General features: G+C 68.3%; 15 protein-coding genes and 1 pseudogene. 13 read left to right on the forward strand and 3 right to left on the reverse strand.

The window, feature by feature from the left end:
• The first annotated feature begins 167 nt into the window (after positions 1–167).
• The 4 genes from AB0N16_RS32385 to AB0N16_RS32400 all read left to right on the forward strand — a co-directional run bounded on the left by AB0N16_RS32385 (position 168) and on the right by AB0N16_RS32400 (position 2,385).
• Entirely contained in the window at positions 168–1,016 is an 849-nt protein-coding gene (locus tag AB0N16_RS32385; RefSeq protein ID WP_365802931.1) for a helix-turn-helix transcriptional regulator, read from the forward strand.
• Positions 1,016–1,216, forward strand: a complete 201-nt coding sequence (locus AB0N16_RS32390) for a DUF397 domain-containing protein (protein ID WP_365803206.1) — start codon at positions 1,016–1,018, stop codon at positions 1,214–1,216. The genes AB0N16_RS32385 and AB0N16_RS32390 overlap by 1 nt, the downstream gene beginning before the upstream one ends.
• Positions 1,217–1,394: 178 nt before the next feature.
• The gene (locus AB0N16_RS32395) at positions 1,395–1,979 is read left to right on the forward strand and encodes a DinB family protein (RefSeq protein ID WP_365802933.1); all 585 of its coding nucleotides are present in this window, start codon (positions 1,395–1,397) and stop codon (positions 1,977–1,979) included.
• A gap of 46 nt (positions 1,980–2,025) precedes the next feature.
• Complete coding sequence (locus tag AB0N16_RS32400) at positions 2,026–2,385, forward strand: transposase (protein ID WP_365802935.1); 360 nt, start codon at positions 2,026–2,028, stop codon at positions 2,383–2,385.
• Between the two features lie 56 nt (positions 2,386–2,441).
• Here AB0N16_RS32400 and AB0N16_RS32405 read toward each other — a convergent pair.
• Positions 2,442–2,917: pseudogene (locus AB0N16_RS32405) on the reverse strand (transposase family protein); the annotation flags it as partial.
• A 118-nt stretch (positions 2,918–3,035) separates the two neighbouring features.
• On the opposite strand from AB0N16_RS32405, the gene AB0N16_RS32410 reads away from it, so the two are divergent.
• Positions 3,036–5,459, forward strand: coding sequence for a P-loop NTPase fold protein (locus tag AB0N16_RS32410; RefSeq protein WP_365802937.1), 2,424 nt, complete (start codon positions 3,036–3,038; stop codon positions 5,457–5,459).
• Between the two features lie 74 nt (positions 5,460–5,533).
• Here AB0N16_RS32410 and AB0N16_RS32415 read toward each other — a convergent pair whose 3' ends face one another.
• Complete coding sequence (locus AB0N16_RS32415) at positions 5,534–6,121, reverse strand: hypothetical protein (RefSeq protein WP_365802939.1); 588 nt, start codon at positions 6,119–6,121, stop codon at positions 5,534–5,536.
• 351 nt (positions 6,122–6,472) lie between these two features.
• Between AB0N16_RS32415 and AB0N16_RS32420 the strand changes: the two genes are divergently transcribed.
• The 6 genes from AB0N16_RS32420 (at position 6,473) to AB0N16_RS32445 (ending at position 13,899) form a co-directional block, all read left to right on the forward strand.
• Positions 6,473–8,392 (forward strand): N-acetylmuramoyl-L-alanine amidase, encoded by a 1,920-nt coding sequence (locus AB0N16_RS32420; protein WP_365802941.1) that lies wholly within the window; start codon positions 6,473–6,475, stop codon positions 8,390–8,392.
• Positions 8,393–8,507: 115 nt separating this feature from the next.
• Positions 8,508–9,683 carry a serine hydrolase domain-containing protein gene (locus AB0N16_RS32425; protein WP_365802943.1) on the forward strand — a complete coding sequence of 392 codons (1,176 nt, stop codon included), beginning with the start codon at positions 8,508–8,510 and terminating at the stop codon, positions 9,681–9,683.
• Positions 9,684–9,809: 126 nt separating this feature from the next.
• Entirely contained in the window at positions 9,810–10,316 is a 507-nt protein-coding gene (locus AB0N16_RS32430) for a SigE family RNA polymerase sigma factor (protein WP_365802945.1), read from the forward strand.
• A gap of 29 nt (positions 10,317–10,345) precedes the next feature.
• Complete coding sequence (locus tag AB0N16_RS32435; protein WP_365802947.1) at positions 10,346–11,629, forward strand: hypothetical protein; 1,284 nt, start codon at positions 10,346–10,348, stop codon at positions 11,627–11,629.
• Complete coding sequence (locus AB0N16_RS32440) at positions 11,617–13,299, forward strand: LCP family protein (protein WP_365802949.1); 1,683 nt, start codon at positions 11,617–11,619, stop codon at positions 13,297–13,299. The genes AB0N16_RS32435 and AB0N16_RS32440 overlap by 13 nt, the downstream gene beginning before the upstream one ends.
• 297 nt (positions 13,300–13,596) lie before the next feature.
• Positions 13,597–13,899 carry a hypothetical protein gene (locus AB0N16_RS32445; RefSeq protein WP_365802951.1) on the forward strand — a complete coding sequence of 101 codons (303 nt, stop codon included), beginning with the start codon at positions 13,597–13,599 and terminating at the stop codon, positions 13,897–13,899.
• A 4-nt stretch (positions 13,900–13,903) separates the two neighbouring features.
• On the opposite strand, the gene AB0N16_RS32450 is transcribed toward AB0N16_RS32445, so the two are convergent.
• Positions 13,904–14,857 (reverse strand): helix-turn-helix domain-containing protein, encoded by a 954-nt coding sequence (locus AB0N16_RS32450; protein WP_365802953.1) that lies wholly within the window; start codon positions 14,855–14,857, stop codon positions 13,904–13,906.
• A gap of 143 nt (positions 14,858–15,000) precedes the next feature.
• On the opposite strand from AB0N16_RS32450, the gene AB0N16_RS32455 reads away from it, so the two are divergent.
• Both AB0N16_RS32455 and AB0N16_RS32460 read left to right on the forward strand, forming a co-directional pair.
• Entirely contained in the window at positions 15,001–15,483 is a 483-nt protein-coding gene (locus AB0N16_RS32455; protein ID WP_365802955.1) for a hypothetical protein, read from the forward strand.
• Between the two features lie 60 nt (positions 15,484–15,543).
• The gene (locus AB0N16_RS32460) at positions 15,544–17,007 is read left to right on the forward strand and encodes an alginate lyase family protein (protein ID WP_365802957.1); all 1,464 of its coding nucleotides are present in this window, start codon (positions 15,544–15,546) and stop codon (positions 17,005–17,007) included.
• Positions 17,008–17,134: the final 127 nt, after the last annotated feature.

The raw sequence follows: 17,134 nt of genomic DNA on the forward strand, positions 1-17,134 counted from the left end.
TTCGCACGCGCCGTAGCGCACTGACACCGTCCAGTGACTCCCAGTGACAGGTTTGCAGTGACTATCCCTTCCTGCAACATGCACGAAGGGATTCCCTCCTTAGGGTGATTGGCCTTTCACACCCCTTCCGATGGGATGGACCTTCCGCTAATCCACGAGGAGTTGACATGGCCGGATCCCCCACGGCTCGCCGCCGCCGACTTGCGATCGAGCTCAAGCGACTACGCGACGAGAGCGGCCTCACCTGTAGCCAGGTAGGCAAGGAGCTGGACTGGAGCAGCTCCAAGGTCAGCCGCATGGAAACGGGACAGGGGCGCGTCCAAGCCTCGGACGTCGATGCGCTCTGCCGCTTCTACGCGATCCCTGAAGAGCTGCGCGATCTCCTGAAGTCGCTGGCCAAGGAGTCCAAGACGAAGGGGTGGTGGCACGCCCACGGCGATGCGATCCCCGCCTGGTTCTCTGTGTATGTCGGCCTCGAGGAGGCAGTCTCAAACCTGCGCAGCTATCAAGCAGAGTTCATCCCCGGCCTACTGCAAACTGATGAGTACGCAGCGGAGCAGTGTCGCGCCTGGGTTGACCACACCCCGGAAGAAGTTCAGCGCATGGTCGACGTCCGGATGCGTCGCCAAGAGCTGCTGATCAGGGAGAACGCACCAGATCTGTGGGCTGTTGTGCACCAGAGTGCGCTGCAGCACGTGGTCGGCAGCCGCCAGGTCATGACCCGCCAACTCGAACGTATGCTGGAAATCGGCAAGTTGAAGAACGTGACCATTCAGATCTTGCCGTTCGACGCGGGCGCCTACCCCACCACGGGGTCGTACACGATCCTTGGCTTCCCGGAGCAGGAGGACCCAGACCTGGTCTACCGAGAGGGGCTCACCGATTCGGTCTACCTCGAAGAGCCCAAGGATGTGGCCCTCTACGCGAAGGCGTTCGACCACCTCAGAGCCTTGGCACTGAGTCCCCAGCGCTCAACCTTGCTGATCACGAGACTCTTGGAGGAGCATTCCCGATGATGCCGCCGTCGAGTATCCAGTGGTGCAAGAGCAGCTATAGCAATGGAATGGGAGGTGAGTGCTTGGAAGTAGCAGCACTCGCTGGGGCAATCACGCTACGAGACTCCAAGGATGTCTTGGGGCCGCAAGTCACGTTGAGCAATGCTGCATGGCAGCGCTTTATACGGTCCCTAGCCCTCATACAGTCAGGAACCCGCTAAAGGGTGTTACATAAGGCCGCGAGCAGACGGCCTAAGAGGTTGTCTCATGTGGCAAGTTCCGCGAGCTGCTTGTAGCAGTTCAGGGCGGTGGCCTTGGCCAGGCTTCGGCTTTGCCGGTCGCTGCGGTCCACGTACGGGATCTTGAGGCCACGAGTAGCCCATGGCAGGCTCATGCCGCATGATCGATGAATTCGCGAAGGACAACCTGCACGAGAGACTGCGGCGGGACCGCAAGGCGCTGCTCTGGAAACTCGACGGCCTGTCCGAATACGACGCCCGCCGACCTTTGACGGCGACCGGGACCAACCTCCTCGGCCTGGTCAAACACGTGGCCAGCGTCGAGGCCAGGTACTTCGGTGAAGTCTTCGACCGACCTTCCCCGGAACCGCTGCCCCGGTGGCAGGACCACGACGGCAGCGATCTCTGGGCGACTGAGGACGAGGCGCGGGATCAGATCATCGAGTCTTACCGGCGCACGTGGGAGCACTCAGACGCGACGATCGACGAGCTTGCCCTTGATGCCCCCGGCCTCGTGCCGTGGTGGCCGGAGCCCTATCAGAACACGAATCTGTTCGCCATCCTGGTCCACGTCCTCGGCGAGACCAACCGGCATGCTGGGCACGCCGACATCCTGCGCGAAGGCGTCGACGGCCGAACCGGGATGCGCCCCGAACACGAGATGCACATCGATGAAGAAGCTCGCGCCGCCTACTGCGCGAAGATCGAGCAGGCCGCCAGATCGGCCGCATCAGTCAGGGCATAGAAGGCCGTCCCATGTGACTTGATGTTCGAGCGGCATGATGCCGGCCGTGAGTGCTGATCTGTCGAAGCGTCTGGTTCCTGATGAGCTCTGGGAGCTGGTCCTCCCGCTACTGCCGTCGTTCGCGGCTCGACCGCAAGGTGGCGGGACCGCTCCGCGTGACGAGCGGGCCGTGTTCACCGCAGTGGTGTACGTGCTGACCAGCGGCTGCGCTTGGCGGCATCTGCCGCCGACGTTCGGCACGTCCTCCGCCACCGCGCATCGCCGCTTCACGGTATGTTCCGGGGTCGGCCTGTGGCGTCGGCTTCATCGGGCGGTGTTGGACGAACTCGGGGCCCAGGGTGAGGTGGACTGGACCTCGGCGATCGTCGACGCGGCCGCAGTGCGCGCCAAAAGGGGGGCTCGCTGACGGGGCCGAACCCGGTCGATCGCGGCAAGAAGGGCAGCAAACTGCACGTGCTGTCCGATGCCCCCCCCGCCGTACTGTCGGCAGTCACAGAGGATCTTGTAGTTCTTCACTCGACCGATGATGTGCTCGACGCGGGCGCGGACCTTGCGGTGGGCGGCGTTGGCCTCTCCTCACCCATAAGCACCAGGCGTCCGGGGCGTTTGCGGCGCAGGACGACGAGCTCGGCATTGATGTCGGCGCCGTCACCACGCACGGTGATGGCCTGGTACTGCTCGGCCAGACCCAAGCCACGCCAGGCCTTCGCGTCCGCGGCCGTGCCCTGTACCGGACTAGCGGCAGCCACCACCAGGTGCGTGTCCGGGCCGACGACGCCCTGCACATTCACTGAGAACCGGTAGTTGCGTGAGGACGTGCCCACCGTGCGGTCGCGGACCGGAACGAGGGCGCAGTCCACAAACCAGAGTGTGAGGACCGTACGGTAGTAGACCGCCACCAGCAGCACACGCTCGGCCAACGGCAACCGCCACGGCCGCCTCCATCCACAGCCATCCAACCGTGGCGATGCCCAGCTCACGGGCCTCTACAACACCCTTCAGCTCGAACGTGAGGGCTACGGAACTCATGTTCGGATGCCCAACTACCCTTAGTCCATGGCCGATTCGCAGCTCCAGCCTGGAATGACCGCAACCCGCGCCGAGATCAGGAATCTCTACGGCGGCTCGTCCCAGGGTGGCATCGTGCCCTCCAACACATCGAACAGCGTTCTCCTCTACTCCGATCCCACTGTGGGGCACCGCTACGGGTACCGTGACGGGTGGCTTGTTGAAGAAGACGAACACGGGCTGATCTTCGAGTACACCGGCGCCGGCGCTACCGGCGACCAGACCTTTGAGGGTGTTGGCGGCTCCGGCAACAGAGCCATCCTCAACCACGTTGAAGCAGGGCGATCGCTCCGGGTGTTCACAGCTACGGGAAGAGTCCCCGGCTCACAAACCAAGCTCCATCGGTACGTGGGCGAATTTAAGGTTGATGTGGACCAGCCGTACGTGCTGCGGCAGATGCCCGACAGCAATGGCGACTTGCGCAAGGTAATCGTCTTTAGACTCCGTCCTGCCGGGATAGTTGATCGAGATGGACGGGACGTCATCCCGCCTTCTATTCAGACTCTCACCTCGTTGCACAGCGACAGTTCAACTGCCGATGATCTTCTCGGCAACAAGGCAGAAGTTGACAAGCTTTCGAAGCTCGTTTTGGCGACGACAACCATGCCGCCATTGGCAATTGCCCTGCTCGGGGAGTGGGGTGCTGGGAAGTCGAGTTTCATGGCTCAGATGGACCAGCGGATCCAGCAGCTAGCAAGTTTGTCCGCTCAGGCAAAGCCCAACGAGAGTGCCTTTGTGGCACACGTCCGGCAGATTCACTTCAACGCTTGGCATTATAGCGACGAGCATGTTTGGTCGGGTCTGATTGAAAAGCTGTTCCGCGACCTCGCTCAGGTACCAGAAGAACGAGATGACCCGTCAGAGAGTGTCCTCGCCAAACGCGCAGAACGCGCTGCAGAGCTAGGCAAGCTCGAACATAGATCTGAACAACTTGACTTGGACTTGGAGCGAGCGGCGAGACTGCAACCCCAAAGCAGCTTTCTTGCTTGGTTAAGCTCGCCCAGAGAGGGATGGCTCCTCTTCCGCGCAGCGAGCCGTGAGCTACGCGCTGAAACAACTGCCTATGGGCTAACCGCCATCACGGTGCTTGTTGGCGCAGCCGCGGCTATCATCTGGGGACGGCCCGTCGTCCAACCGTGGATCGCGGGAAGCCTAGGAGCGCTGCTGGCTATCCCTCCGATAGCCAAGATCTGGCGAACTATTCGGGCTTGGCTTCCGGGCCAGAGGAAGATAATTGACAAGCTCCGTGGCCGATTGGAAGAGATCCAATCCGACCTGCACTCCCAAGTTACCACCGCACAGGCGAGCCTGGCCGAGGTAGATGCTGCGGTGCGACTCGCTGACTTTCTGACAGAGCGTGGTTCGACGAACTCCTATCAAGGATATCAGGGTCTGCTTTCCTGGGTGCATAAGGACCTCACGCACCTCGACGAAGCACTGCGCGCAGCGCAGGATGAATGGGCAGAGACCGATTCTAATCAACTACCGCCCCTACAGCGCATCATCTTGTATATCGATGACTTGGACCGCTGCCCACCCGCTCGCGTAGTCGAGGTATTGGCTGCCGTGCACCTTATGCTCGCGCTTCCCCTGTTTGTCGTCGTGGTGGCGGTCGATCCACGCTGGCTCGTCAGGTGCTTGAAGCATCACCACAAGGAACTTTTTGCAGAGGCCAGCGATATGACGGAAGAAGAACCTGAGGATATAGCGACACCGGTTGACTACCTCGACAAGATATTTCAGATCCCGCTCACGGTACCTCCCACCACCCCGGAGAAGACGTCACTCTTCCTTGAAGCGCTGCTCGGAGCTCCCAGCGAGAGCGATGAACTAGCAAACACGGAGCAGGCCAATCCGATACCGAGGTCAGGAGACGAGGCACTCAGCGAGGGCCCCTCCGCTGAAGCCTCAACCACCTTAGGCGAGCCACTGGTTCCGAGTGTGGAAACTGATGAACTGAACCCAAGTCAGATGACATTGACCGCGCCAGAAATCTCGTTTATGGCCCAATTGGGGGAATTGGTTCCGACCCCTCGGGCGGCCAAGAAACTCGTGAACCTCTATCGGCTTGTCCGTGTGGGCATCAAGCCTGAGGATCTACAGGGTTTCCTCAGCCCATCACCCAGTGAACCAGGTGAGCATCAGGCGGTACAGGTTCTTCTCACATTGCTTGTTGGACACCCAGAGCAAGCCAGCCCGCTTTTCAAACACATTCTTGCCGCCGCCTCGTCAGAGAAAATTACGGACGTGCTCCGGAACAGCCCGACGCAGGCCGCAATTGGCCCTAGGGCAGCCGACGTGCTCGATAAGATCAACGCCAACATCGAGGTCCGGTTGGATGTCGCCGCCTATCAGCGATGGTGCCCCTCGTTGGCCAGGTATTCTTTCTATACCCGCCGCCTCAGCGGCTGAGGTCCCAGAACAATTCGAGTCCTCAATACGCCCACCCGCCGCGCGGGCTAATGGACGCCGCCCAGCAACTTCGGTCAAGCTCCTTCGTTATGAGTCCTCCGGGTTGGCCTTGCGCAGCGGCGCGATGGGGCGCTTGCGGCCAGGACGACGGCAACGAGCCGAGGTGCCCAGAACACAAAGGGGCCCGGGGACAACGGCGTGGCCGCCCGGCAGGAGAACGTGTTGCCGAGCAGCACGAAACTCAGGCCGTACACACCGCCGATGGTGTCCAGGCTCTGCCCGGGTTCGACCGTGCCCTCGAGCGGGCCGGAGTCGAGTGGGTCGCCTGCGAAAAGGGGCGGGTTGGAGAGAGTTCCGGTGAAGATGGTCGGCTCACCGGTGGTGGTGTCGTAGAGCACCAGGGTGGTGGTCATGGTGTACGCCGGGATCGTGACGGGGGCGGTGATCCCGGGCATCTCGACGGTGATCGTCGCGTCGGTGCCGTTGTGGGTGGCCGTGAAATCGGCGGTGGCCCAGCCCAGGGTTCCGCAGTCGTACAGGGCCGTGGCCCACGGCGGTGTCACGGCACCCGCCCCCGGGGCCAGCGCCACCGTGCCGGCCAGCAACGCGGCGGAGGCGGCGGCGATCACCGCGGCGCGTAACTTCCGCTTCGTTCGTCTCATGGCTCACTCCCCTTGCGGAGATCCTCCTGCCTGACGTTGTGTCAGGTGTCCGCCACATTGACGCGCAGGAAGCGGGAGCAGACAAGCGGCACGCGCCTACCCAGGGACGCCGCTCGGGTGCCCGGGAGCGCGTACGAATCCCGGTCGCGCTCAAGTTCCCCTCCTGCAAGCGAGGTTGACGCGTGTTCGTGCCGAGGGGGATCATCCACTGCCAGGCGCCGACGGGCTAGGCCCCGCGTAGGTCGCGGAGTCGTGCGCATACCGGCCCGGTCGATGAGCCGATGAACCGATGTCCCGTCGCACGCATCCTCCATTCCGCCATTTGATCCTCCGAGGTCCGGGGACCCTTTCATGAGCACAAGCAATCCCAGACGCGGACACGCGTCCAAGCGCCACCGTCCGGCCCTGCTGACCGCCGTCGCCGCGCTCGCCGTCGCGGGCGGGGCGGCCGTGCCGGTGCCGGCGCTGGCCGACGGTGGGACCGCGGACACCGCGGACACGCTGCAGCAGGACTTCGCGGCCGCCGCCGACGCGTATCACGTGCCGCGTCAGGTGCTGCTGGCGGTGGCGTACCAGGAGTCGGCGTGGGACACGCACGCCGGGCAGCACAGCACCGACGGCGGGTTCGGGCCGATGCATCTCACGGACGTGACTCCGGCGATGATGGCCGGTGGGGACGCGGGGGCCGCGGGGCGCAGCAACCTGAAGCAGATGGCCGCCAGTCCGGCGCTGCACACCGTCCAGGCCGCCGCGAAGCTGACCGGGCTGTCGGTGGCGGAGTTGCGCAGTGAGCCGGCGGCCAACATCCGCGGGGGTGCGGCGCTGCTCGCCTCTTATCAGGAGGCCGTTGCTGGTTCCGTGTCTGTGGATCCCGGTGACTGGTACGGGGCCGTGGCGCGTTACAGCCAGGCCACCGAGCGGCAGGGTGCGGCCGCCTTCGCCGGTCGTGTGTTCGCGACCATCAAGAAGGGCGTCGGGCGCACGACGGCCGACGGTGAGCACGTGCGTCTGGCGGCTGACAGCGATGTCTCCCCGGACAGCGGCCAGTTGAACGCTCTGGACCTGAAGTCGGCCGCGACCACCGACACCGAGTGCCCGACCACCGTCGCCTGCACCTTCGTGCCGGCGTCGCCGTCCAACGGCCAGGTCTCCAACCGCCCCGCCAACGGCATCCGGATCGACAGCATCGTCATCCACGACACCGAGACCTCGTACGACACCGCCATCAGCCTCTTCCAGCAGGCGGGCGGCTCCGCCGCGCACTACGTCATGCGGTCCTCCGACGGTGCGGTGACGCAGATGGTGCCCACGAAGGACCTCGCCTTCCACGCGGGCAACTACTCCACCAACATGCACTCGATCGGCATCGAGCACGAGGGCTACGCCGCGCACGGTGCCACCTGGTACACCGAGGCGCAGTACGAGGCCACGGCCGACCTGGTGACGTACCTGGCCGCGCGGTTCGACATACCTCTGGACCGGCAGCACATCATCGGCCACGACAACGTCGCCGGGCCGAAGTCCTCCCTCGTCTCCGGCATGCACTGGGACCCGGGCCCGTCCTGGGACTGGAACCACCTCATGAGCCTGCTCGGGGTGCACACCGGGCGGCACGGCGTCGGGCCCGTCGGCTCGGTGGTGACCATCGCCCCCCGGTTCGAGGAGAATCTGCAGACCGTACAGATCTGTCCCTCCGACGACCCGACCGGCGCCACCACCGCGTGCACCGAGACGCAGCAGCCGTCGGACTTCGTGTACCTGCGCACCGGACCCAGTGACACCGCTCCCCTCTTCGGGGACCAGGCGCTGCACCCGGGTGCGGCCGGTACCGACCGGATCAACGACTGGGGCAGCACGGCGGCGGCGGGACAGCAGTTCGTGGTCGCCGACCGGGACGGTGACTGGACCGCCGTCTGGTACAGCGGTGCGAAGGTGTGGTTCCACAACCCGCACGGCTGCAACACCGCGCCCGCCCACGGGGTGAAGGTGATCTCGGCGGCCGACGACTCGGCGGTGGCGGTGTACGGCTCCAGCTACCCGGACGCCTCCGAGTACCCCGCGGGCCTGTCGCCCTCCACGCAGGCCCCGCTGAGCATGTACTCCGTCCCGGCCGGTCAGGCCTACGTGGCCACCGTGGCGCCGTCCCTCACGGACGACTTCTTCCCGTCCAGCGGCACGGTCGTCACCGGCGCCAAGGCGATGTACACCATCCAGTACAACCACCGGGTCGGCCTCGTGTACGCCTCGGACGTCACGGCCACGGACTCATGACGGTCCGCTGACAGCACCCCGCAGGGCAGGGGGTGTCCAAGGGGCTCCGGCCTGCTGGACACCCCCTGGCTGTATAAGGCATGGACTTGCGCGGCCGCGGTGCCAGGATGTGCGCATGACGACAATCAGCGGGGAAGTCGCGGTCGGGTTCGAGGGTGTACGGGAGGCGTTCGCCGCCAACTTCGAGCAGCGGGGGGAGGTCGGGGCCGCCGTGTGCGTGTACCGGGACGGGCGGCCCGTGGTGGACCTGTGGGGTGGGGTCGCCGATCCCGACACCGGGCGGGGATGGGAGCGGGACACCCTGCAGCTCGTGTACTCCGCGACCAAGGGGGCCACCGCCACCGTCGCGCATCTGCTGGCCCAGCGTGGGGAGTTGGATCTCGATGCGCCGGTGGCCGCCTACTGGCCGGAGTTCGCCGTGAACGGGAAGGCGGAGATCCCGGTGCGGTGGCTTTTGTCGCATCGGGCCGGGGTGGTCACCGTGGAACCGCCTGTGCCGTTGGCGGCGGCGTTGGGGTGGGAGGCGATGGTGGAGGCGCTCGCCGTTCAGCGGCCTGAGTGGGAGCCGGGGACCGCGCACGGGTATCACGGGCGGACCTTCGGGTGGCTGGTCGGGGAGGTGATCCGGCGGGTGTCCGGGCGTACGCCGGGGCGGTTCTTCGCCGAGGAGGTCGCCGGGCCGCTCGGGCTCGACTTCTTCATCGGGCTGCCGGCGGCCGAGCGCGGTCGGGTGAGCCGGATGGTGTATCCGAAGCCGGAGGTCGACCTGAGCACCGTACCGCTGGATCTCGTGCCGCCGGAGGCGCGGGAGTTCGTCGCCGCGTTGCAGGATCCGGACTCGTTGACCAACAGGGCGTTCGCCGTCACCGAACCCGCCGAGATCGACTTCAACTCGGCCGAGGTGCAGGCCGCGGAGCTGCCCGCGTCCAACGGGATCGGTACGGCGCGGGGGCTGGCGCGGATGTACGCCGCGTTGATCGGGGAGGTGGACGGGGTGCGGCTGTTCACGCCGGAGACGCTCGCGTCCGCGACCGCGGAGCAGGCCGCCGGAGTGGACAAGGTCATCATGCTGCCGATCCGGTACGGGTCCGGGTACATGCTGCCCGTCGAGACCAACCCGCTGACCGGTCCGCGCGCCTTCGGCCACCCCGGCCGCGGCGGGTCGCTGGCCTTCGCCGACCCCGAGCACGGCATCGCCTTCGGTTACGTCATGAACAGCATCGTGGAAGGGGCGGAGGACCCGCGCGCGGCCACGCTCGTCGACGCGGTGCGGGAGGCGCTGGCCCGGTGACCGGGGGACGAGAAGGGGGGAACGGGGAGCAATGAGCCGCCTCTGAGAATTCTTTGAAACATTTTCCCCGGCCCACCGCATCAATGAGGTGGAACGGCAGAGCGCCGGGGACGGGGGAGGTCGCGGATGAGGCAGGGGTCGGGGGAGGACTTCGCCGAGTTCGCCGCGGGGCGGGCCGGGCACATGTACCGGTCCGCCTGTCTGCTCACCGCCGGGGACACGCACCTCGCGGAGGATCTGGTGCAGGAGGCCCTCGGGCGGATCTACCTCCGGTGGGGCCGGGTCTCCCGGGTCGGGAATCCCGCCGGGTACGCGCAGACCGTGCTCACCCGGACCTTCCTCGCGCACCGGCGGCGGTTCAGCAGCAGTGAGCGGACCAGGGACTCGTTCCCCGAGCTCGCCGACACCGGCTCCGATCCCTCGCTGCGGCTGACCCTCCTCGACGCGCTCGCGCGGCTGCCCGCCAAGGACCGGGCCGTCGTCGTCCTGCGGTACTGGGAGGACCGGTCGATACACGAGACCGCGGACGTGCTCAACATGAGTTCGGCCGCCGTCCGTACACGGTGCGTACGCGCCCTCGCACGGCTGCGGGAGCTGCTGGGCGAGGATCTCGCCGAATACGCCCGCTCCTGACCTCGATCTTGTGGAAACGGTGGTTCGTCATGCCCGTGGAGCATCAGCACAGCGACGGCAACAGCGGTAGCGATCCTTTCGAACTCCGGCTCTCCGCCGCCCTGCACGACGCCGGCGACGCCTTCGACACCGACCGGGGCGCGCTCGCCGCCGCCGGAACGGTGCGGGGGCGGCGGCTACGGCTACGGCGGCGGACCACCGTGCTGGGCGGCGCCGCCGGTGTCGCGCTGGCCGGTGTGGGCGGTGCGCTGCTGGTGCCCTGGGGTGGGTCGTCGTCCGGGCGGCCGCTCGCGGCCGTGAGCACCACCCCGCGCGTCACCCCGTCCCCCACCGCCTCCGCCACCCGCGCCGTCACCTCGGACGAGATGATCCGCACGCTGGAAAGGCTCCTGCCCAAGGGGAAGTTCAGCAAGGCCGAGGGGCGCGGGGTCGACGAGAACGACCCGCTCGTGGCGCCGTACGCACAGGTCGTGTACGACGACGGGCACGGCGCCGCCGCCATCAGCGTCGCCGTGAACCGGGTGCTGCCCGGCGGGTCCGACGCCCGGCAGGCCGTCCAATGCCCCGACAAGGTCTACATCCCGTACGACAGTTGCGCCACCAGCCATCTGTCCGACGCCTCCGTGGTCACGGTGATCAAGGGGTACGAGTACCCCGACCGGCGCGTGGACACCAAGCTCTGGACCGCGAACCTGGTCACCCCGGACGGCCATCACGTCTCCGTCAGCGAGTGGAACGCCGCCGCCGAGAAGGACGCGCCGATCAGCCGGGAGGAACCTCCCTTGTCCGCAGCGCGGTTGAAGGTGCTCGCGGCCGCGAAGGACTGGCGCGGGGTCGTCGACGCCATCCCGGAGGATCCTCGGCAGACCCAGGAACCGCCCGTCGCGCAGGAGGACGGCAAGGGGATCCGGCAGACGCTCACCTCGCTGGTTCCCAAAGGGCTGAAGGTGGTGGCGCACGCGGGCGACGACGACGGTCAGTTCACCTACGTCGTCGTCGACGACGGCAAGGGCAGGAGTCTCGTCCAGATCAATGTGCAGCCGGACATGTCCGATGTGGCCGATGACTTGTTCGGCAGCGGGTCCGAAACCCTGTCCGACGGGACGAAGGTCGCCGAGCGGCAGGGGCCCGGGGAGAAAGGGGGCGACGGGGTCGTCATGTGGACCGTCGACACCCTGCGCACCGACGGCTTCCGCGTGGTGGTCAGCGCCTTCAACTCCGGCTCCCAGCAGACCGCCGCGACCCGCGAGGCCCCCGCGCTCACCATGAAGCAGCTGCGTGCCATCGCCCTCAGCCCGACGTGGCACGCGTAGTCAGGAAGGCCGCGATCGTGTCGTACAGCTCCTACGGCGGGTCCCGGACCCCCGAAGACGCCCTGCCCCCGGTGGTCCGGGCACCGCGCGGCAAGCCGGCTCCCGGCAGGAGACGCAAGCCGAAGGGCAGGAAGAAGGCGAAGCGAATAGCCATGGGCGTCGGCGCCTTCGTCGTGCTCGTCGCGGCCGCGGGGTGTGCCTGGGTCTACCAGCTCGACAGCAACATCAAGCACAGTGCCCTGAACACCGGCACACAGCCGCAGAAGGGCGCCGTGATCCCGGGTGCGCTGAACCTCCTGGTGATCGGCTCCGACACCCGTAACAGCGCGCTGGACAGACGCCTGGGCGGCTCGGACCAGTCCCTGCCGCACGCGGATGTCCAGATGCTGGTGCACGTCTCGTCGGACCACCGGAACGCGACGGTGATGAGCATCCCTCGCGACACGGACCTCCGGATGCCGTCGTGCACGCAGAACGGCAAGCCCCACGACTTCCCCTCGCACGACCAGATCACCAACAGCCTGAACTACGGGCCGGGCTGCACGGTGGCAGCCGTCAACGCCCTCACCGGGGTGCACATCGATCACTTCATGGTGGTGGACTTCTCCGGCGTGGTGGACATGTCCGACGCTGTCGGAGGCGTGCGGGTCTGCACCACGCACAACGTCTACGACCCCGGCTCGCACCTCAAGCTGTCCGCCGGCACACACACCCTGGTCGGCCAGGGCGCGCTGAAGTTCCTGCGCACCCGGCACGCGTTCGGAGGCGCGAGCGACGTGGACCGCGCCCAGACCCAGCACATCTTCCTGAGCGCGCTGATCCACAAGATGAAGAGCGCCGGCACACTGGCCGACCCCTCGCACGTCTTCAAGCTCGCGGAGGCCGCCTCGCATGCGTTCGCGGTGGACGACGGGCTGGCCGGTGTGAGCAGCCTGGTCGGCCTCGCCAACACGCTCGGGAGCATCCCGACCGAGCACATGACCTTCGCCACCATGCCGACGGGTCAGGACCCCTACAACCCGAACGCGTGGCTGGTGCCGGGGCCGGGCGCGCAGCAGCTCTTCGACTCGATAGCCGACGACCAGTCGCTGACGCCGACCACCTCGTCCTCGCCCAAGCCGTCCGCGGGCGCGACCGCCTCCGCCGACCGGTCGGTGGATCCGTCCACGGTCGAGGTCCACGTGTTCAACGGCACCGGGATCCCGGGCCGTGCGGCCGCCGTGCAAAGCGAGCTGGCCGGCAAGGGCTACTCCAACTCCGTCTTCGAGCAGACCCCCACGACGGTGAGCGCAAGCAAGGTGGAGTACTCGGCCGCTGACCCGCGCTACAAGAGTGAGGCGCAGCAGGTGGCCGGCGCCCTGGGTCTGTCTCCCTCCTCCCTCACCACGGTCCCCGGCCTCACCACCGTCCACGTGGTCGTCGGCCCGGACCTCAAGGTCGGCGGCGGCTCCTCGTCCGGCTCCAAGCCCCCGGTGGACATCGGCGCGGCGACCGCCCAGGCCCACACGGCGATCGCCGGCGACACTGTTCAGTGCGCCAAGGCCTCCCCGTGGCCGCTGGGCGGCCTCCCCGCCTCGGCGGCGGCCTACCGGGGCCTCACCGTGGAGCAGGCCTACGCGAAGGCCACCCGGGAGGGCATCCCGGACTCCGACAAGACCAGGGGCCAGTGACCGTCAGGTAGCCCACCTCGGCGAAGCGTCTGCGGGACGAGCCGCGCCGGATGCCGGGCCCAGTCAGCGCGCTCGGTGACTCGCCGGCCTGGGCCGGTATCCCTCCCGGTGGGCTGATCGCTGAGGCGGCGGCCTCCGCCGGACTCGCGCCAGTGCTGCTCGCCGGCCCGCGTCGCCGCCGTGCTCGTCGTGGTAGGGGATACGGGTGCCGTCCCGGGTGGTGCAGAAGAGGGGCACCGGGGGTCCTTCGGATGACGGGGGGTTAGCCTCGGGAGATCCAGACAGAAGGAGACAGGCATGGCCAGGGTTCCCAGTTCGGTGATCGCCGCGAGCGGGCTCGTCGGAGGGTACGGCGTGGCCCGGTGGACGAAGAAGCGGCCGCTGGGCGGGGCCGTGCTGGCCGTCGCCGGGGCCGCCGCCGCGCAGCAGTGGCGGCAGCGGGCGGGCGGGAAGGCCGCCGGGGCGCTGTCCGCCGCGTACGTCGCCGCGTTCGCCGGATCGCATCCGCTGGCCAAGAAGGTCGGCGCCTGGCCGTCCGTGTTCGGGGTGGCGGGCGCGGTGGCGCTGGCGTCCTGGGCCGTCGCCGACCGCCGGGCCTGAGCCCTCAGGTCGTACCGCGAAACGCCCGCCGGTACGCCTGCGGGCTCGTCCCGACGACCCTGCGGAACCGCTCCCTGAACGCCGTCGGCGAACCGAAGCCGGCCTGGGCCGCGATGCGCTCGACGGGGTGGCCGGTGGTCTCCAGCAGGTGCTGCGCCCTGCGCACCCGCGCCCGGTGCAGCCACTGCAGCGGGGTCGTGCCGGTCTGGTCACGGAAGCGGCGGTTGAGGGTACGGGTGCTCATGCCGGCCCGCGCCGCCACCTCCTCCAGCGTCAGGTCCCGGTCGCAGTTGTCCTCCAGCCAGCTCAGCAGGGGCTCCAGGGTGGCACCGGCCGGGGCCGGTGGCTGGTCGTGGACGATGAACTGGGCCTGGCCGCCCTCCCGTTCCAGCGGCATGACCGACATCCGGGCCGCGTGGGCGGCGACCGCCGAGCCGTAGTCCCTGCGGATCAGGTGCAGGCACATGTCCATGGCCGCCGCCGCGCCCGCCGAGGTCACGAACTGGCCGTTGTCGACGTACAGGACGTTCGGGTCGACGTCGATGTCCGGGTGCAGCGCGGCCAGGGTGTCGGCCGCGACCCAGTGCGTGGTGGCGCGCAGGCCGTCCAGCAGGCCGGTGGCCGCGAGGACGAACGCCCCGACGCAGACCGACGCGATCCGCGTGCCGTTCGCCGCCGCCGCGCGCAGGGCCTCGGCGACCTCGGCCGGCAGGGCGCAGGCGGGATCGGCGACGCCCGGCACGATGATCGTGTCCGCGTCGGCCAGCGCGTCCAGCCCGTACGGCGCCTTGACCGTGAACGCGCCGCCCGCCACCGTCACCTCGTCCGCCGGCCCGCACACCCGCACCCGGTAGGCGTCCCGGCCGTCGGGCAGCCGCGCCCAGCCGAAGGTGTCGATCGGCACGGTGAAGTCGGACGGGATGACCTGGTCCAGGACCAGTACGGCGACGGTGTGCATGGCAGGAATCTAGTCGTTCGACGGGTTGCCGCCAAGCCGGGGCGGCTGCGCGCAGTCTTGGCGCGTACTCCTGGCGAGAATCCGTCGAGTGGTGGCAATATTGCCGCTTCTGCAAGATCCTCCAGCCGCCTACGGTCGAGGCCGTGACCAAGTTCCTCCTCGCCGTCCATGTCCTCGCGGCGATCGTCGCGATCGGTCCCGTCACCGTCGCCGCCAGCATGTTCCCGCCGGCCGCCCGGCGCGCCATCGAGGCACCGGACGACGTCCGGGCCGCCGAGACCCTCCAGCTGCTGTACCGGATCTGCCGGGTGTACGCCGTCGTCGGTGTCGTCGTCCCCGTGTTCGGGTTCGCCACCGCGAGCACCATGCACGTGCTGGGCAGTGCCTGGCTGATCACGTCGATCGCGCTCACCGCCCTCGCGGCCGTCGTCCTCGCCGCGCTGGTGCTGCCCCGTCAGGGCGCGCTGGTGGAGGGCGTCACGGAGGGCGTCACGGAGGGCGGCGCGAAGGGTGTCACGCGGCAGGCCACGGCCCGACTCGCCATGTGCACCGGGGTGTTCAACCTGCTGTGGGCCGCCGTGACGGTTCTGATGATCGTGCGGCCGGGGTCGACGACCGGCGCCTGAGCGGTCGGCTCCGGGTTTCTGTTATCGGGGCCCTGCCGGTTCGTCTCCCAGGGCATGCACATGACTCGACAGATCAGCCGCCGGAGCCTGCTGAAGGCCTCGGGAGTGGCGGTGGGGGCCGCCGCGGGGATCGCCGCGGCGGGCCGTCCCGCCGCGGCGGCCGACGGGGCCTTCGCCCATCCCGGCCTGCTGCACACCCGTACCGATCTCGACCGCATGGCCGCCAAGGTGAAGGCGGGCGCCGCACCCTACTCGGCCGGGTTCGCCCGGCTCACCGCCAACCGGCACGCGCAGAGCGGCTGGCAGGCGCGGCCGCAGGCCGTCGTGTACCGGGGCTCGGGCACCCCGGAGAACTACGCGCTCCTCTACAACGACATCCACGCCGCCTACCAGAACGCCCTGCGCTACCACGTCACCGGCGAGAGCGCGTACGCCGACACCGCCGTCGCCGTCCTCAACGCCTGGTCGTCCACCCTCACCGCGGTCAACGGGTCCGCCGACCGGTTCCTGGCCGCCGGCCTGTACGGCTACCAGTTCGCGAACGCCGCCGAACTCGTCCGTGACCACGGGGACTTCGAGCTCGCCCGCTTCCAGGAGATGCTGAGCAAGTACTTCGGCGCGGTCAGCGACGACTTCCTCGTCCGGCACAACGGCGCCGTCGTCTCCAACTACTGGACCAACTGGGACCTCGCCGCCATGGCCTGCGTCCTCGCCACCGGCGTCTTCTGCGACGACCGCGCCCAGGTCGCCCGCGCGGTCGACTACTTCAAGCACGGCGACGGGCTCGGGGCGATCGGAAACGCCATTCCCGTCGTGTACGACGAGGGGGCGGACGGCGGGCTGGGCGAGTGGCTGGAGGCGGGGCGCGACCAGGGGCACGCGCTGCTCGGCGTCGGGCTCATGGGCACGTTGTGCGAGATGGCCTGGAACCAGGGGATCGACCTGTACGGGTACGACGACAGCCGGTTCCTCAAGGGGGCGCAGTACGTCGCCAAGTGGAGCCTGGGCGGGCGGGTGCCGTTCACCGCGAGCACGCGGCGCAAGGGAGCGATCGGGGGGTGGTCGGGGAGCGAGACGGTGACGGCCGCGGCGGGCGTCGATCCGTCGATGACGCGACCCATCTGGGCGATGATCGCCAACCACTACACCAGGCGGCGGGGCATGCCGGCGACGTACGTCACCCGGATCGCGGCGAAGGCCGCGCCGGAGGGCGGCGGCGGGGACTACGGGCCGAACAGCGGAGGGTACGACCAACTGGGCTTCGGGACGTTGGCGTTCACGCGGGACCGGACGGAGGCGGCAGCGGATGCGACGTCCTCCCCTGGTCCGACGGCACCGGCTTCCGCGTCCGCGTCGGCGTCGGCGTCCTCCTCCCCGTCGGTCATGGGCAAGGGCGGCGACCTCGCCGCCACCGGCTCCGGTGACGTCGTCGGATGGACCGCGGCCACGGGGATCACCGCGCTCGCGGGCGGGCTGCTGTTGCTGCGGAGGCGCGGGCGGGAGCGAGGGCGCCGGGCCGGCTAGGAGCCGTCCGCCGGGCCGGACGGGCGCCGGGCTTGCTCCACTCGTGGGTCCTGATCGCCCGTTCGGCCGTACGGCGGGCGGCTCAGGGCTTCTCTCCCCGCTTCGAGCGGCCAGGATGGCCGGAGAG

Source organism: Streptomyces sp. NPDC051105 (assembly GCF_040682795.1).
Taxonomy (GTDB): Bacteria; Actinomycetota; Actinomycetes; order Streptomycetales; family Streptomycetaceae; genus Streptomyces.

What these genes read in the sequence shown, in the direction of transcription:
- AB0N16_RS32385 (WP_365802931.1), top strand. Translation starts at nt 168, where the DNA reads ATGGCCGGATCCCCCACGGCTCGCCGCCGCCGACTTGCGATCGAGCTC.
- AB0N16_RS32390 (WP_365803206.1), top strand. Translation starts at nt 1,016, where the DNA reads ATGCCGCCGTCGAGTATCCAGTGGTGCAAGAGCAGCTATAGCAATGGA.
- AB0N16_RS32395 (WP_365802933.1), top strand. Translation starts at nt 1,395, where the DNA reads ATGATCGATGAATTCGCGAAGGACAACCTGCACGAGAGACTGCGGCGG.
- AB0N16_RS32410 (WP_365802937.1), top strand. Translation starts at nt 3,036, where the DNA reads ATGGCCGATTCGCAGCTCCAGCCTGGAATGACCGCAACCCGCGCCGAG.
- AB0N16_RS32415 (WP_365802939.1), bottom strand. Translation starts at nt 6,121, where the DNA reads ATGAGACGAACGAAGCGGAAGTTACGCGCCGCGGTGATCGCCGCCGCC.
- AB0N16_RS32420 (WP_365802941.1), top strand. Translation starts at nt 6,473, where the DNA reads ATGAGCACAAGCAATCCCAGACGCGGACACGCGTCCAAGCGCCACCGT.
- AB0N16_RS32425 (WP_365802943.1), top strand. Translation starts at nt 8,508, where the DNA reads ATGACGACAATCAGCGGGGAAGTCGCGGTCGGGTTCGAGGGTGTACGG.
- AB0N16_RS32430 (WP_365802945.1), top strand. Translation starts at nt 9,810, where the DNA reads ATGAGGCAGGGGTCGGGGGAGGACTTCGCCGAGTTCGCCGCGGGGCGG.
- AB0N16_RS32435 (WP_365802947.1), top strand. Translation starts at nt 10,346, where the DNA reads ATGCCCGTGGAGCATCAGCACAGCGACGGCAACAGCGGTAGCGATCCT.
- AB0N16_RS32445 (WP_365802951.1), top strand. Translation starts at nt 13,597, where the DNA reads ATGGCCAGGGTTCCCAGTTCGGTGATCGCCGCGAGCGGGCTCGTCGGA.
- AB0N16_RS32450 (WP_365802953.1), bottom strand. Translation starts at nt 14,857, where the DNA reads ATGCACACCGTCGCCGTACTGGTCCTGGACCAGGTCATCCCGTCCGAC.
- AB0N16_RS32460 (WP_365802957.1), top strand. Translation starts at nt 15,544, where the DNA reads ATGACTCGACAGATCAGCCGCCGGAGCCTGCTGAAGGCCTCGGGAGTG.